The following is a 14,308-nucleotide window of genomic DNA, read 5'->3' as shown; positions in this document are numbered from 1 at the left end:
AAGGACAAGCGACATGGACTCGGTGTTCGAGAACCGGAGAGAAGCGGGCCGCGAGCTTGCGCGGCATCTCGGCGCTTATGCGGGCCGCAACGACGTCACCGTGCTCGCACTGCCGCGCGGCGGCGTGCCTGTTGCGTATGAAGTGGCGCGCGCGTTGGGTGCGCGGCTCGATGTGCTCGTCGTGCGCAAGCTCGGCGTGCCGGTTCAGCCGGAACTCGCAATGGGCGCGATCGCATCCGGCGATGCGTTCTTTCTCGACGATCGCATCGTGCAATACGCGGGCGTCGGCAAAGACGAGCTCGATCGCGTGATCGCGCAGGAGCGCGCCGAACTGGAGCGGCGCGAGACGCTGTATCGCGGCGACATGCCGCCGCTCGATGTGAACGGCCGCGTCGCTATCGTCGTCGATGACGGCATGGCGACCGGCGCGACGATGAAGGCCGCGGCGATGTCATTGCGTCATGCGCATCCGTCGAAGATCGTCGCGGCGCTACCGGTTGCGCCGCTCGATTCGGAAGCGCGCGTTGAAAACGACGTCGACGAATTCGTCTGCGTTATGCGGCCGCATCGATACTTCGGCGTCGGGCAGTTCTACATCGACTTCGATCAGACGAGCGACGAAGAAGTGCGCGAGCTGCTCGACGCGGCGCGCAAGCATGCTTAACGCAGCCAGGGCGCGTCTTGCGATTCCCGCGTCTTGCCGTACTTTTCGCGCGCGGTTTTCAAAGTCAGGCTGTCGATGACGCCTTCGTCCACGAGCGATTTCAACGCGGCAATGACGATCGACACACGATCCACTTCGAAGAATTCACGCAACGATTGACGCGTGTCGCTGCGGCCGAAGCCATCGGTGCCGAGCGTGACATAGCGGCGCGGCACGTAGGCGCGAATCAGTTCGGGCACCGCGCGCACGTAATCCGTCGCCGCGATCACGGGGCCGCGCGATCCTTCGAGCGCGCGCGTGACGAAGGGCACGTTCGCGTCGTCGGTGAGGCGCGCCGCGCGCTCGCATGACGCGCCATCGCGATGCAGTTCCGTGTAGCTCGTCACGCTCCACAGCGCGGCGTCGATGTTCCAATCGTCTTTCAGCATCGCGCGCGCGGCGGCCGCTTCGTTGAGGATCGCGCCGGAGCCGAGCAATTGCACTTGCGCGTTTGCATCGCCGCCGATGCGATAGATGCCGCGCAAAATGCCTTCGCGCGTTGGCGCATCCAGCGAGCCGCCGGGCGCCGACGGTTGCGCGTAATTTTCGTTAGTCACCGTGACGTAATAGAACACGTCGTTCTGGCGTTCCATCATCTCCTGCATGCCTTCGTCGACGATAGCCGCGACTTCATAAGCGAACGCGGGATCGTAGGCGCGGCAGTTCGGAATCGTCGATGCCGAGAGATGGCTCGTGCCGTCCTGATGCTGCAAGCCTTCGCCGCCGAGCGTCGTGCGCCCCGCCGTCGCGCCGATGAGAAAGCCGCGCGAACGCTGATCCGCCGCCGCGAAAATCAGGTCGCCGATGCGCTGGAAACCGAACATCGAGTAGTAGATGTAGAACGGCAGCATGGGCAGATCGTGCACGCTGTACGACGTCGCGGCCGCGATCCACGACGACACCGCGCCCGCCTCCGAAATGCCCTCTTCGAGAATCTGGCCGCGCGTGTCCTCGCGGTAATAGAGCATCGAACCCATGTCCTCCGGCTCGTACAGTTGACCGAGCGGGGAATAGATGCCCACCTGCCTGAAGAGATTCGCCATGCCGAACGTGCGCGCCTCGTCTGCAACCACGGGCACGACGCGCGGCCCGAGCGTCTTGTCCTTCAGCAGGCTGCCGAGCATGCGCACGAAGGCCATCGTCGTCGACATTTCCTTGCCGGATGCGTCGAGTGCAAACTGGCCCCAGGTGCCGAGCGCGGGCGGCGTGAGCCCAAGCGACGCCTTCGCGCGACGGCGCGGCAGATAACCGCCCAATGCCGCGCGACGCTCATGCAGATAGCGCATTTCCGGCGCGTTATCGGCGGGCTTATAAAACTTCACCTGCTCGACATCTTCATCGGACAGCGGCAAGCGGAAGCGATCGCGGAATTGCTTGAGATCGTCGAGATCGAGCTTCTTCTGCTGATGCGTCGTCATGCGGCCCTGTCCCACCGTGCCCATGCCGAAGCCCTTCATGGTCTTAGCAAGAATCACGGTTGGCTGACCCTTGTGCGAAAGCGCCTTCGCATAAGCCGCGTAGAGCTTACGCACATCGTGACCGCCACGGCGCAAGCGGTCGATATCTTCATCCGACATATGCGCGACGAGCGCCGCGAGTTCCGGGTTCTGTCCGAAGAAACGCTCGCGGTTATAGCGGCCGTCGTTCGCCGAGAAGGTCTGGAATTGGCCGTCGACGGTATGCGCGAACGCGCGCAGCAAGGCATTGGTGCGATCGCGCGCGAACAGCGCGTCCCAGTCCGAGCCCCATAACACTTTGATGACGTTCCAGCCCGCGCCGGTGAATTGCGCTTCGAGTTCATCGACAATGCGTCCATTGCTGCGCACGGGACCATCGAGCCGCTGCAGATTGCAGTTGATGACGAACACAAGGTTATCGAGTTGCTCGCGCGCCGCGAGCGACAGCGCCCCGATCGATTCGGGTTCGTCCATCTCGCCGTCGCCGAAGAAGCCCCACACTTTGCGCCCTTCCGTGCGCTGCAGATTGCGGTTCTGCAAATACCGCATGAAGCGCGCTTGATAGATCGAATTGATCGGGCCAATGCCCATCGAGCCAGTCGGAAATTGCCAGAAATCCGGCATCAGCCAGGGATGGGGATACGAGCACAAGCCCGGCCCCGCGATCTCTCGCCGATAGTGTTTCAGATGTTCTTCGCCGAGAAAGCCTTCGAGGAAAGCGCGCGCATAGACGCCAGGCGATGAATGCGGCTGAAAGTAGACGATATCGCCGCCATTGTTTTCATCGGCGGCTTTAAAGAAATGATTGAAGCCGACTTCGAAAAGATCCGCCGCCGACGCATAACTTGCGATATGGCCGCCGAGTTCGCCATAGGCGCGATTCGCGCGCACGACCATCGCGAGCGCATTCCAGCGCAGCACGGCCGCGAGCTTTTCCTCGGTGTCGAGATTGCCGGGATAAGGCTGCTGCTGCGATACGGGAATCGTATTCGCATACGGTGTCGCGCGCGCCCGCGACGATTCGACGCCTACCGAAAGCGCATGCTCCGCGAGCCTGTCGAAAAGATATTGCGCGCGATCTTTACCGACGTGCGCGACAACCGCATCGAGCGCCTCCAGCCATTCGGCGGTTTCACCGGGATCGGTGTCCTCGCGTCCCTTGGCAATGGAAAGAAGCTGGGTGGTACCGCTCGACAAGTCGGTCATGGTGCGACTCCGCTTAACTAGACAATACGTTCAAGCATATCCATTGATGCGCAGAATGTGCGTCTCATTTGGCTGGCGTCGCGCTTTGCGGTAGTGTGTTTATACTTCTGAAATGCCAAAAACCGGAATCTTTCGACTATGACGGCACCCGCCAAACAGCGCCTCGACCGCATCGACATCGGCATATTGAATCAGCTTCAGCAAAACGCGCGCATCACCAACTCCGAACTCGCGCGCGCCGTGAATCTTTCGGCGACGCCCTGCTTCAATCGCGTGCGCGCACTGGAAAAAGCCGGTCTCTTCAAGCAGCACGTCACCTTGCTGAATCCTGAAGCGCTCGGGCTTTCCATCAATGTTTTCATTCAGGTCAGTCTGGAAAAGCAGATCAAGGATGCACTCGCGCGTTTCGAGCAGGCTATCAGCGAGCGGCCCGAAGTGATGGAGTGTTATCTGATGACGGGCGACGCCGATTACTTATTGCGTGTCGTGTTACCCGACGTGGCCGCGCTCGAACGCTTCATCCTGGAGCGGCTCACGAAAATGCCGGGTGTCGCCAACATTCGTTCGAGCTTCGCGCTCAAGCAGGTGCGCTATAAGACCGCGCTGCCCTTGCCCGCATCCGGACTAACCCTGCCCGATCAGAACGCCGACGAAGCAGAATGGACATGATCGTGCTGCGTCGAGCGGTCGATCCTTCCGATAAAACCAGACATAGCCGTAATTCTTGCGATGACGCGGTGCATCGCCTATAACTCGTGTGGCCTATGCGGCATGTTTTCCCGGCTTGACGTGTTCCTCCGACGAAGTGCCACGCACGCGAGAAAGACATGAACCTGGACACGGTACGTGTATTCATCATGACGCGCGGCGTCGACTTCGCGATCATGGTGATCGGCGCCATCGCGCTGTGGATCATCGGCCGCTGGCTGATCAATCTCGTCACGGGAACACTGCGCAAGCTTCTTTCGCGCAACGGCCGCGTCGATCCAACGCTTGCGCATTATCTCGGGTCTATCCTCGGCGTCATTCTCAATCTGCTGCTCGTACTCGCGATCCTGCAGGTCTTCGGCGTTCAGACCACGTCCTTCGCCGCGTTGCTCGCGGGTCTCGGTCTCGCGATCGGCACGGCGTGGGGTGGACTGCTCGCGCACTTCGCGGCGGGCGTATTCATGCAGGTGCTGCGGCCTTTTAAAGTGGGCGATTTCGTGACCGCGGGCGGCGTGACCGGCACCGTTACCGAACTCGGTCTCTTCGGCACGACGATCACGACGCCCGACAATGTGGCGGCCATCATCGGCAATAACAAGATCTTTTCCGACACGATCTGGAACTTCAGCTTGCTGCCGCATCGGCGTGTCGAATTGACCGCGAAGATCGCGAACGGTGTCGATCCACTCGATGCCATCGCGCGTCTGAAAGAAGCGGTCGCCCATATCCCGAACGTGGCGACCACGCCGCCGCCCGATGTGGAAGTCATGGCCTTCACGCCGGAGGGCCCGCTTTTGTGCGTTCGGCCTTATACCAATACGAGCGACTATTGGCAGGTCTATTTCGACACCAATCGCGCGATCATCGAAACATTCAGGCAAGCCGGCTATCCGACGCCGGAAACGCCGCTCGTGCGCCGCGTCGTGAACTGATTTTCACGCGCGTTCGCTGAACTAGAATGAGTGGAACCGGCGTGGCTTGCGCCGGATCACCGGTCGCGCGCGGGAGGATGCCATGCCGACTTATCAATACCGTTGCCAGGATTGCGGCGAGACCTTCGAGCACGCGGAGCACATCGTCGAGCACGCAACGGTGCAACTCAAATGCCCCAAGTGCGGCAGCGAGAAAGTCGCGCACGCGCCCGCGCCGTTCGTCGCGAAGACCTCGAAGAAAAGTTGATCTTCAGGCCGCGCGAAATCGGACTTCGTGCGAAGGCAGGCCGCCTAAACGCTGCGCGACGTGATCGATGAACGCGCGCAGGCGCGGCGCTTCGTGACGGCTCGGCGGCCATAGAATCTGAAACACGCCTTCCGTGCGCATATGCGCACCGAGCACCGCGCGCAGCATGCCGCCTTCCAGCGCGCTCCTTGCGATGAAATCCGGCACGCAGGCGAGCCCCAGTCCAGAGATGCAGGCAGCGAGCACGGCTTCCATGTCGTTGAACATGAGCGTCGCATGCGGGTCGATGGCGAAGGTGTGATCGTCGCGCGCGAAACGCCAAAGTTCGGTACGGCCGCTCGCCGGAGAACGGAAGCGGATGCACGCATGGCCTTCGAGATCGTCGGGCGTCGTAGGCTCGCCATGACCGGCGAAGTATGCGGGCGAGCCCACCACCACCGGCCCGTATTGCGCGAGCGGCCGCGCGAGCAATTGCGAATCGGCGAGACGTCCCGTGCGGATCACCGCGTCATAGCCTTCCTGCGTGACATCGGCCACGCGATCGCTGAATTCGATATCCAGTTCGATGTCGGGATAGCGTCGCCTGAATTCCGGCACGAGCGGCATCAGAAGCCGCGTGCCGAGCGACGGCGCGCTGATGCGCAACCGTCCGCGCGGCGACGAGGTCGAATGGAACAGCTCGCTCTCCGCTTCTTCGAGATCGGCGAGCATGCGTTTGCAGCGCGCGAAAAAACGTGCGCCTTCGTGCGTGAGCCCGATCCTGCGCGTCGTGCGATTGAGCAGTTGCACGCCGAGCTTCGCTTCGAGCCGCATCACGCTCTTGCCCACGGCCGAAGCCGACAGTCCCAGCGCGCGCCCCGCCGCCACGAAACTGCCCGATTCCGCCGCGCGAACGAACGCGACCATGCCGGAAAGACTTTCTGTCGAAGGAGACGCCCCGGGCGAAGTCGCCGTGAGAGACCCATGCGAATCCTGCGATGGAACGGTCGTCATATTCATGATCTGGCGAGAAGGAAGGCGCGACGGATTGCACCTGTCTTCTGCATGAACGTGCATGACGGCGATTTATTCCCGAAATTTCGTGCAGCGCGTATCTACCAGACGAAGGGCACGAGCCGATAGCGCACGCGTCGCGCGTATTGCGCATAACCTTCGAGATGCGCGACGAGTTCGCGCTCCTCCATGACCGTGCGCCAGACGAGTCCCGCGAGCAGCAGCACGGAGAACGCAAGCCCCCACCACGAGCCGAGCACGAGCGCGCTAGAAGGAATCATGATGGCGGCGGCGGCGTAGAGCGGATGACGCACGACCGCATACGGCCCGCTCGATATCACGCGATGTCCGCGCTCGGTCTGAATCTTCACGACGGGTGCGAGAAACGTGTTTTCCAGAAACACGCGCGCGACGAGCCAGAATGAAAGCGCGACGAGCGCCGACCCGGCCGACGCGAGCCAGAGCGGCATGACGGACCAGCGAAAGCGCACGGCGTCGAGTCCCATCAGGACGAGCCACGCGCACCACAGCACGCCCATCGCGACGAGAAAGATCTTGTCCCAGAGCGGCTGACCGGGCTGCATCGGCGAGCGCATGCGTTCGGCGAGCAAGGCGGGATCGCGCCGCGCGATGAGCGCCGTCACCACGCCGCCACCGCCGAACATCAAAACCATCCACGCCCATCCCGCGCCCCATTCGAGCGTGCCCGCCGCGCCGAACAGCAACGCGATGAACAGCACGGCTTCGACGATACTTGCGATTGCAACTTTCGACGTGACCGACATAACCGACATGACGTGATCGCGCGACGGCGGCGCGTCAGCCGTTCAGTTCCTCGTGCAGCGCGACATATTCCTGCGCGAGCTTGTGACGCGGTTCGAGATAGATCACCGGACGAGCGTGCTGATGGCTCTCGCGGATTTTCACGGAGAGCGACAGATGCGAATTGAGCACGGGCAGATCTTCGCTGCGCAGTTCGTCGACGAGTTGCTGCGGCAGGCTCGCGCGCGGCTGGAACTGGTTGATGACGATGCCTTCGACGCTCAGATCCGGATTGTGATCGTGGCGGATTTCCTGCACGTTATCGAGCACCGAATAGAGCGCGCGGCGCGAGAAGTCGTCGCAATCGAACGGAATCAGGCAGCGCTCCACCGCGATCAATGCCGAGCGCGTGAAGAAGTTGAGCGCGGGCGGCGTGTCGATATAGACGGCGTCGTACTGTTGCAGGCCCTTCAATGCATCGCGCAGCTTGTAAATCTTATAGCGCGATTCGAGCTTGCTTTGCAGCGCTTCGAGACTCGGATGCGACGGCACGATGTCGAGATTCTCGAACGGCGTCGAATGAATAAAGGACTCGAACGCCGGTTCGCGAAAGCTATAGCTCAATGCGGATTCGAAGAAGCTCGCGAGATTCGGCTGTGCGTCGCGGGCTTCGGCGCCGAGCAGATACTGGCTCGCATTGCCTTGCGGATCGAGGTCGACGACCAGGGTGCGCACGCCGCGCGAGGCGCTGATCGCGGCAAGATTGCAAACGATGGTGGACTTGCCTACGCCACCCTTTTGATTGAAGACCACACGGCGCATCGGGTTATTCATCCTCGGTTTATGAACGCTCGTTTTTTTATGCGTTCTGTCTGGGTCGATCGGTGCCCGAGTGGTGATCTTATCGCATCAAAATGACAAGGCCTTTTTAGTTCAGAGACGTCGCCCGCGAAGCCCAAAGCCATAACATTATGGAAACGCCGGAATTGTAGGATCGATCCCTTCGACATCCGCCTCCGGATGATGACTCTTCACCAGCGCCTCGATTTCCTCGACACGATCTTTCGGCACATCGACCATCATCAGCAATTCGCCTTCCTCGATAGCATGCTCGAAGCGCCGCAAGCGCGTGTTCGGAATGCCTACGCCGATCATCGTCGCGGCCCACGCGCCGAAACCCATGCTCGCGAGCGTCATGCATACGACCGCGCCGCCCGCGATCGTCAGGCCCGCGGGAGGAAACGCCATCGCGACGAGTCCGGCGAGCGCGCCCGTCACCCCGCCGGCAGCGGTTCCGCGTGCGAGCGCCGGCAAGAGATCGGAACGCTGAACGAGTGTGGCTTGCGGCAGATCCTCCAGCGGTTCGTGCGGCCGCGCGAGCACATGGATATGCCGCCATTCGATTCGCTTCAGCAGCAATTCGTCGATGATCCCCTTGGCGCTCGTCACGTTCGGAAGCAGAAAATAGATGCGCCTCATCTCGCACCTCCATATCGGATCGTCACCAATCCAATATAGACGACACGCACAGGAACGCTTCGCGCATAAGAAGGCTTACGGTTATCAAACGGTTTGGCGAATGCGCGCGCCGCTTTCATCGAAGATATAAATGCGCTCGCGATTCACGCGCACGCCCGCAGCGCCGCCGATCTCGCCCGCGAAAGTATTCGGCACCTTCACGACAATCTGTTGCTCGCCGACGTTCATCGTGACGAGCGAATGATCGCCGATAAGTTCGACCGAATAGATGCGCCCCTGCATTTCGCCCTCGCCTTGCGCCGCGAGCGAACATTCCTCGGGACGCACGCCGAGCGTCGCTTGCCCTTCGTGACGAACCGGCGCGGCGAGCGAGATGCCCGCCGCATCGAAACGTCCTTGCGCGAGCGTGCCGCGCAGAAAGTTCATCGGCGGCGAACCGATGAAACCCGCGACGAACAGATTCGCCGGGTCCGAATAGATGCGCGCGGGCGTATCGAGTTGCTGCAACGCGCCTTTGTCGAGGACGGCGACGCGATGCGCGAGCGTCATGGCCTCGATCTGATCGTGCGTCACGTAGATCGTCGTGATGCCCAGCTCGTGCTGCATATGTTTTAGTTCGGCGCGCATGTGGCCGCGCAGCTTGGCGTCGAGATTGGAAAGCGGCTCGTCCATCAGGAACGCCGCGGGCCGCCGCACGATCGCGCGCGCGAGCGCCACGCGCTGACGCTGCCCGCCGGACAACTGGCGCGGCAAACGCGATAACAATGGCTCCAGTTGCACGCTCGCGGCCACTTCACGCACGGCTGCTTCGATCTCGGCTTTCGCGCGCTTCCTCACAACGAGCGGATACGCAATGTTCTCGAACACAGTCTTGTGCGGATACAGCGCATACGACTGAAACACCATCGCCACATCGCGATCGCGCGGCAGTTGATGCGTGACGTCGGTATCGCCGACGAACACTGCGCCCTGCGTCGCCGATTCGAGTCCCGCGACGATGCGCAGCGCCGTCGTCTTGCCGCAGCCCGATTCGCCGAGCAGCACGAGAAATTCGCCCGCCTGCACGTCGAGCGAGAGGTCTCGAAGCACGCGCGTTTCGCCGAACATCTTGCCGACGTTTCTCAGCGATACGCTCTTCGACTGGCGCGCCGCCGCGATTTTCGTCAGGCGCGCGTCGTCGACCTTCACCGCCTCGCTATCCATGACCGTCATCCTTTCACCGCTCCCACGAGAATGCCCCGCACGATGAAGCGCTGCAGCGTGAGCGTCAGCAGCATCACCGGCAGGATCATGATGAGTATCAGCACCGACATGTTCCACCATTGCGGACCGCGTGTTGCGTTCTGCGCGGCGACGAGTAGCGGCATCGTCTGCGCGTTCGCGGTCGTCAGAAAGAGCGCGAAGAGGTACTCGTTCCACGAGAGGATCAGCACGAGCAGGCTCGTTGCGACGAGACCCGGCGCGACGAGCGGCAGCACGATGCCGAAGAGTATCGAGAAGCGCGTCGCGCCGTCGATCTGCGCGCTCTCTTCGATCTCGCGCGGCACGCCCGCGAAGAAATCGAACATCAGCCATACGACGATCGGCAGGTTCGCGGTCGCATACGTGATGATGAGCGCGAGATGCGTGTCGAGCAGACCGGCTTCCTTGAAGATGAGATAGATCGGGATAACCGTGACGACAGGCGGCAGAATGCGTTGCGACACGACCCAGAAAAGAATGTCGTCGTTGTTCAGATGTCTGCGCGCGCGCCGCACGATAGGGCGCAATACCAGAAAGAAGAGCGCTAGCGCGACGGCGAGCGCGATGCGTAAATCGACATGTCCCCACGCGACGGCCGCGATCAGCAACGCGATCAACAACACGCCGAGGCCCACCGCCGCGACGGGCGGCCGATACTCGATGCGCGCGAGCGCATACGCCGCCATCGACCCGAGAAAGACCGAAGCCGCCGTGCCGCAAGACGCGACGATCAGCGAGTTCATATAAGGGCGATACGTGTCCGGCCCGAGGTCGACGAAAATGTAATGCCACGCGTCGAGATGCGGCTTGAAGTCGACGAACGGAATGTAGAACGGTCCTGTCGACACATCGACCGGCAGCTTGAACGAAGTTATCGCCATCCAGTAAAGCGGGAACAACACGACGAGCGACCAAAAGCCAAGCAGCAGATAGGCGATCGCCTTTGCGCCGGCCGGCAATTCATCCAGACGCGCGGGCACGAACCAGCGTTTTAACGAACTCATTGCTGATCTCCCCGCGCCCGCCGCACGACGAACTGAAAGAAGGAGACGCACGCGATCGTCGCCACGAAGAACAGCATGTAGGCCACCGCCGATGCACCGCCGAGATTCAGCGCGCGCCATTCGATGAACGCGTGCAGCGTCATCGATTCGGTTGCGATGCCGGGGCCGCCGTTGGTCAGCACGTTCGGCAAGTCGACGATCTTGAACGCTTCGATCAGACGGATAAGCACGGCGCTCGCGGCGACGGCCGCGATCGATGGCCACGTGACATCGCGGAACACGCGCCACGCCGATGCACCGTCGAGTTGCGCCGCCTCGATCTGCTCGCGCGACGTGCCTTCGAGCGCCGCGAGCATCACGAGGAACATGAACGGCACCCACTGCCATGTATCGCCGATCACGACGACGAGCCGCGCGAGCCACGGGTCCGCCGCCCACGCGATCTGGCCGAGTCCGAGCCACGACCATAACGGCGCGAGCGGCCCGACGGACGTATCGGCCATCATGCGGAACATGTACGCGATGCCGACAGGCGTGACCATCAGCGGCAGGAAGAACAGGAGGCGAAAGAAGCGCCCGCCCTTGAGCGGCAGCGTGCACAAGTAGGCAAGCCCGAGCCCGATGAAAAATTGCAGCGCAACGCCGAGCAGGACATAGAAGATCGTCACCATCAGGCTGCCGAGCGCGCCGCCGCCGCCCAGCGTGTTCGCCCCGAGCCACACGAGCGCAAGGAACGCGGACGCAGCGATCAGACGGCCGAGCGTGCCAAGAATAGAGCGGCGCTCGCCTCTTAAATAGCGATAGAACCAGACCAGCACCGCGAGCACCGCGATCGAGATAGTTGCAAGGCTAACTATTCCCGGCGGACGGAATACGCCGGTGAAGTGATATTGCTGACTGCCGGAAAAAAGCCGCACGTAATTGCGCAGGCCCGTGTAGGTCAGTCGATAGCCGCCCTCGCCCAGCTCGAAACGCGTAAGCGAAAGATAGGCCGAGGTCACGAGCGGAAAGATCGAGAACCCGAGGATCAATAACACGGTCGGCAGCACGAACACGAAGGGCGCTTGCCGGTCGAGCCAGTTCGCGACGCGCGCGCGCGAGCCTCGTTCGTTCGCGAGCCCGGACGATGCGTGCGACGGCGTATTCATCGTGCCTCCATTGTGAAGCGAGCGCGTCACGAATCGACGCGCCCGCTTTCCTCCTCACTTCGCGCCGATCGACGCCTTGTACGCGCGCAACTGGGTATCCTTGCCGAGATCGTCGGTGATCTCGCTCCAGCCGCTGTCGATGGCTTTCATCGTCGCATCCGCATCGATTTCACCCGCGACGAAGCGCGCCACCGCCGTATCGAGCACGACCTGCTCGTAGCGCTGATTCTGCGGAATGCGCAGATCGATGATCATGTTCGGGCTTTGCAGGCTTTGCTGAATCGCGCCGAGATACGACTTCCCGGCCGCGTCGCTCATGCCCGCTTTCTTCCACGCCGACATATCCGTGAATTGCGAACGCCGATAAGGATTGAAGCCCGATGCGCCGATCGTCACGTCCACGTTCGACTGCGCCGGCTGGCTCATGAACGAGAGGAACGCATAAGCCGCGTCCTTCACCTTCGGCTTCGCCTTCGCGTTGATGCCGCCCGACCACCCGCCGAATGCCGCGAACGGTGCGTGATTCACGCCGTCGATCGCATAGGGGCAACGCGTCTTGTCGCACGGCACGAGCTTGCCCGTGTCGCGATCGACCACCTTGCGCGAGCCCGGCAGAATCACCGCGCCGACCTTGTCGATAACCTTCGACTGTTTCGGATCGATTGCGAGCACGCCGACATCGCCCCAGTCGAGCGTCAATGCGCAGTGACCGGCGATGAACGCGCTGCGCGTATCGCCGACATCGAGGTTGATTTCATTGGGCGGTCCGTAAGTCGTCGATTCCTTATAGACGCGCAGCGCCTCCTTAAAGCCGTCGTTGTTCACGAGCGACTTGAAGTTGCGCGGATCGAAGAACGCGCCTTGCGCCGTGCCCTTCGATTGCAGATAACCGCCCGCGATGGAGATGATTGCCCAATACGCCTGCGCGTTACGCTTCTTCGAAATGCACGAGCCCGCGACCGGCTTGCCGTCGCCACCGAAGACCTTGCCGTTGGCGGCCTTCGCGATGTCGAGGTAATCGTCCCAGGTCTTCGGCGGCGCTTTGCCGAGTTGCTGAAGAATGTCCGTGCGGTAATAGACCATCTGGAAATCGCCGTCGAGCGCGACGAGATAGGTCTTGCCGTTGTACTTCTGCGAGAAGTCGACGAAGAACGGCATCACGTCGTCTTCCTTCAATGCCGTGTCTTTCGCGACGCGCTGCGTCAGGTCTTCGAGAAACGCGCCTTTGGTGTAATCGACCATCCATTGCGGCGCGAATACGGCGGCATCGACGGAGTTCGTGCCGGACGCCCAGTCCGTCAACAGCTTTTGATAGAGATCGGAGAACGGCACCGTCAGCACGTTCACCTTCGCGCCCGTCAGCTTCTCGAACTCGGGCGCGCGGCGTTGCAGCGGCTCTGCGATCTGCGGTCCGACGAAGGTCATCACGTTGACGGTCACGCCCTTGAAGTCCTCGGCGGCCATCGCCGGCGATACACCGAGACATGCGGCCGCGAGCGCGGTCATGCCGGCCACTTGCTTGAACAGGTTCATTGTCTCCTCCATTGCGGTTGACTACGCTTCTTGGCTTCCTTGTCTCCTACTCCCTGAACAGGTCCGGTCTTTCAGCGGAAAAGCGCCGCAGTTCAGCGACTACCTCATCGAGATGACCGTGCATCGCGCGCGCGGCGGCTTCTCCATCACGCGCGCGAATCGCGTCTGCAATGCGCCTGTGCTCCGCGAGCGTATGCGCGTGACGCTCGGGACTCGCCATCAGGCGGCGCGCGCGATCGAGCGCATTGCGCGACGCCGCGACGATCTCCTTCACGCGCGGCAGATTGATTGCATCGAGAAGCAATTCGTGAAATGCGAGATCGAGCAGATGAAACTCGCGACGCAGCCCTTGCTGCACCGCATCGCGTTCGCGTTCTAGATTGGCGTCGAGCGCATCGAGCGTGGCGTCGTCGCAAGCAAAGGCTAGCGAGCGCACGGTCTCCACTTCGAGTGCGCTGCGTATGAACAGATGCTGTCGAATGTCGTGCATGACGATGGGCATGACGCGCGTGCCGCGTTGCGGCAAGACTTCGACGAGGCCCACGGCCGCGAGCTTCGCCAGTGCGGACGAAACCGGAAAGCGCGATACGCCCATGCGCTCGCACACCGCGAGCTTGTCGATCATCATGCCGGGCTCCATCGCAAGATTGACGATGGCCGCGCGCAGCGCCTCCTCGACCGCGTCGGTGAGGCTGCCTCGCTCTGAACCGTGCAAGCGGGGCAATGCGCGGTAAGGGTCGGCGGCAAGGCTGTTTTCATTCGTCGATGAGCTCACGCCGCCCTTGATTTCGCACTAACATGCTAGCAGGCTAGGAGGCGAAACAAGGCTTGTCAATCTCGTTTGTACCCATGCGTTGCAGCATTTTCGTGCCTGTATGAAGGCCTCCGATCAAA

Annotated in this window: 14 protein-coding genes; 4 read left to right on the top strand and 10 right to left on the bottom strand. The window is 61.8% G+C overall.

Features of this window, described 5'->3' with window-relative positions:
• Window positions 1–13 precede the first annotated feature (13 nt).
• Window positions 14–664, top strand: coding sequence for a phosphoribosyltransferase (locus AWB82_RS04425; RefSeq protein WP_086965993.1), 651 nt, complete (start codon window positions 14–16; stop codon window positions 662–664).
• Here AWB82_RS04425 and mdeB read toward each other — a convergent pair.
• Window positions 661–3,366 carry an alpha-ketoglutarate dehydrogenase gene (gene mdeB, locus AWB82_RS04420; protein WP_086965933.1) on the bottom strand — a complete coding sequence of 902 codons (2,706 nt, stop codon included), beginning with the start codon at window positions 3,364–3,366 and terminating at the stop codon, window positions 661–663. The genes AWB82_RS04425 and mdeB overlap by 4 nt on opposite strands.
• 138 nt (window positions 3,367–3,504) lie before the next feature.
• Here mdeB and AWB82_RS04415 point away from each other — a divergent pair, with 138 nt between their 5' ends.
• From AWB82_RS04415 to AWB82_RS04405, 3 genes are all read left to right on the top strand, one after another.
• The gene (locus AWB82_RS04415) at window positions 3,505–4,035 is read left to right on the top strand and encodes an Lrp/AsnC family transcriptional regulator (protein ID WP_086965932.1); all 531 of its coding nucleotides are present in this window, start codon (window positions 3,505–3,507) and stop codon (window positions 4,033–4,035) included.
• Between the two features lie 158 nt (window positions 4,036–4,193).
• On the top strand, window positions 4,194–5,006 hold the full coding sequence (locus AWB82_RS04410) for a mechanosensitive ion channel family protein (RefSeq protein WP_086965931.1): 813 nt from the start codon (window positions 4,194–4,196) through the stop codon (window positions 5,004–5,006).
• Window positions 5,007–5,088: 82 nt separating this feature from the next.
• On the top strand, window positions 5,089–5,253 hold the full coding sequence (locus AWB82_RS04405; protein WP_086965992.1) for an FmdB family zinc ribbon protein: 165 nt from the start codon (window positions 5,089–5,091) through the stop codon (window positions 5,251–5,253).
• A 3-nt stretch (window positions 5,254–5,256) separates the two neighbouring features.
• On the opposite strand, the gene AWB82_RS04400 is transcribed toward AWB82_RS04405, so the two are convergent.
• From AWB82_RS04400 to AWB82_RS04360, 9 genes are all read right to left on the bottom strand, one after another.
• The gene (locus tag AWB82_RS04400) at window positions 5,257–6,159 is read right to left on the bottom strand and encodes a LysR family transcriptional regulator (RefSeq protein ID WP_086965930.1); all 903 of its coding nucleotides are present in this window, start codon (window positions 6,157–6,159) and stop codon (window positions 5,257–5,259) included.
• A 188-nt stretch (window positions 6,160–6,347) separates the two neighbouring features.
• Window positions 6,348–7,040, bottom strand: coding sequence for a methyltransferase family protein (locus AWB82_RS04395; protein WP_407642973.1), 693 nt, complete (start codon window positions 7,038–7,040; stop codon window positions 6,348–6,350).
• Between the two features lie 25 nt (window positions 7,041–7,065).
• Window positions 7,066–7,830 carry a ParA family protein gene (locus tag AWB82_RS04390; protein ID WP_086965928.1) on the bottom strand — a complete coding sequence of 255 codons (765 nt, stop codon included), beginning with the start codon at window positions 7,828–7,830 and terminating at the stop codon, window positions 7,066–7,068.
• Window positions 7,831–7,977: 147 nt separating this feature from the next.
• Window positions 7,978–8,487: a DUF1269 domain-containing protein gene (locus tag AWB82_RS04385; RefSeq protein WP_086965927.1), complete on the bottom strand. Its 510-nt coding sequence runs from the start codon at window positions 8,485–8,487 to the stop codon at window positions 7,978–7,980.
• Window positions 8,488–8,571: 84 nt separating this feature from the next.
• The gene (locus AWB82_RS04380) at window positions 8,572–9,690 is read right to left on the bottom strand and encodes an ABC transporter ATP-binding protein (RefSeq protein ID WP_235023174.1); all 1,119 of its coding nucleotides are present in this window, start codon (window positions 9,688–9,690) and stop codon (window positions 8,572–8,574) included.
• A 5-nt stretch (window positions 9,691–9,695) separates the two neighbouring features.
• Window positions 9,696–10,733 carry a carbohydrate ABC transporter permease gene (locus AWB82_RS04375; protein ID WP_086965925.1) on the bottom strand — a complete coding sequence of 346 codons (1,038 nt, stop codon included), beginning with the start codon at window positions 10,731–10,733 and terminating at the stop codon, window positions 9,696–9,698.
• Complete coding sequence (locus tag AWB82_RS04370; RefSeq protein WP_086965991.1) at window positions 10,730–11,881, bottom strand: carbohydrate ABC transporter permease; 1,152 nt, start codon at window positions 11,879–11,881, stop codon at window positions 10,730–10,732. The genes AWB82_RS04375 and AWB82_RS04370 overlap by 4 nt, the downstream gene beginning before the upstream one ends.
• A 54-nt stretch (window positions 11,882–11,935) precedes the next feature.
• Window positions 11,936–13,414 carry an ABC transporter substrate-binding protein gene (locus AWB82_RS04365; protein ID WP_086965990.1) on the bottom strand — a complete coding sequence of 493 codons (1,479 nt, stop codon included), beginning with the start codon at window positions 13,412–13,414 and terminating at the stop codon, window positions 11,936–11,938.
• Between the two features lie 46 nt (window positions 13,415–13,460).
• A complete protein-coding gene (locus AWB82_RS04360; protein ID WP_235023173.1) occupies window positions 13,461–14,189 on the bottom strand; it encodes a GntR family transcriptional regulator in 729 nt (242 codons plus the stop codon).
• Between the last annotated feature and the right edge of the window lie 119 nt (window positions 14,190–14,308).

Source organism: Caballeronia glebae, assembly GCF_001545035.1.
Taxonomy (GTDB): domain Bacteria; phylum Pseudomonadota; class Gammaproteobacteria; order Burkholderiales; family Burkholderiaceae; genus Caballeronia; species Caballeronia glebae.
This window is presented reverse-complemented; position numbering and strand designations above follow the sequence as displayed.

What these genes read in the sequence shown, in the direction of transcription:
- AWB82_RS04425 (WP_086965993.1), top strand. Translation starts at nt 14, where the DNA reads ATGGACTCGGTGTTCGAGAACCGGAGAGAAGCGGGCCGCGAGCTTGCG.
- mdeB (WP_086965933.1), bottom strand. Translation starts at nt 3,366, where the DNA reads ATGACCGACTTGTCGAGCGGTACCACCCAGCTTCTTTCCATTGCCAAG.
- AWB82_RS04415 (WP_086965932.1), top strand. Translation starts at nt 3,505, where the DNA reads ATGACGGCACCCGCCAAACAGCGCCTCGACCGCATCGACATCGGCATA.
- AWB82_RS04410 (WP_086965931.1), top strand. Translation starts at nt 4,194, where the DNA reads ATGAACCTGGACACGGTACGTGTATTCATCATGACGCGCGGCGTCGAC.
- AWB82_RS04405 (WP_086965992.1), top strand. Translation starts at nt 5,089, where the DNA reads ATGCCGACTTATCAATACCGTTGCCAGGATTGCGGCGAGACCTTCGAG.
- AWB82_RS04400 (WP_086965930.1), bottom strand. Translation starts at nt 6,159, where the DNA reads ATGGTCGCGTTCGTTCGCGCGGCGGAATCGGGCAGTTTCGTGGCGGCG.
- AWB82_RS04395 (WP_407642973.1), bottom strand. Translation starts at nt 7,040, where the DNA reads ATGTCGGTTATGTCGGTCACGTCGAAAGTTGCAATCGCAAGTATCGTC.
- AWB82_RS04390 (WP_086965928.1), bottom strand. Translation starts at nt 7,830, where the DNA reads ATGCGCCGTGTGGTCTTCAATCAAAAGGGTGGCGTAGGCAAGTCCACC.
- AWB82_RS04385 (WP_086965927.1), bottom strand. Translation starts at nt 8,487, where the DNA reads ATGAGGCGCATCTATTTTCTGCTTCCGAACGTGACGAGCGCCAAGGGG.
- AWB82_RS04380 (WP_235023174.1), bottom strand. Translation starts at nt 9,690, where the DNA reads ATGGATAGCGAGGCGGTGAAGGTCGACGACGCGCGCCTGACGAAAATC.
- AWB82_RS04375 (WP_086965925.1), bottom strand. Translation starts at nt 10,733, where the DNA reads ATGAGTTCGTTAAAACGCTGGTTCGTGCCCGCGCGTCTGGATGAATTG.
- AWB82_RS04370 (WP_086965991.1), bottom strand. Translation starts at nt 11,881, where the DNA reads ATGAATACGCCGTCGCACGCATCGTCCGGGCTCGCGAACGAACGAGGC.
- AWB82_RS04365 (WP_086965990.1), bottom strand. Translation starts at nt 13,414, where the DNA reads ATGAACCTGTTCAAGCAAGTGGCCGGCATGACCGCGCTCGCGGCCGCA.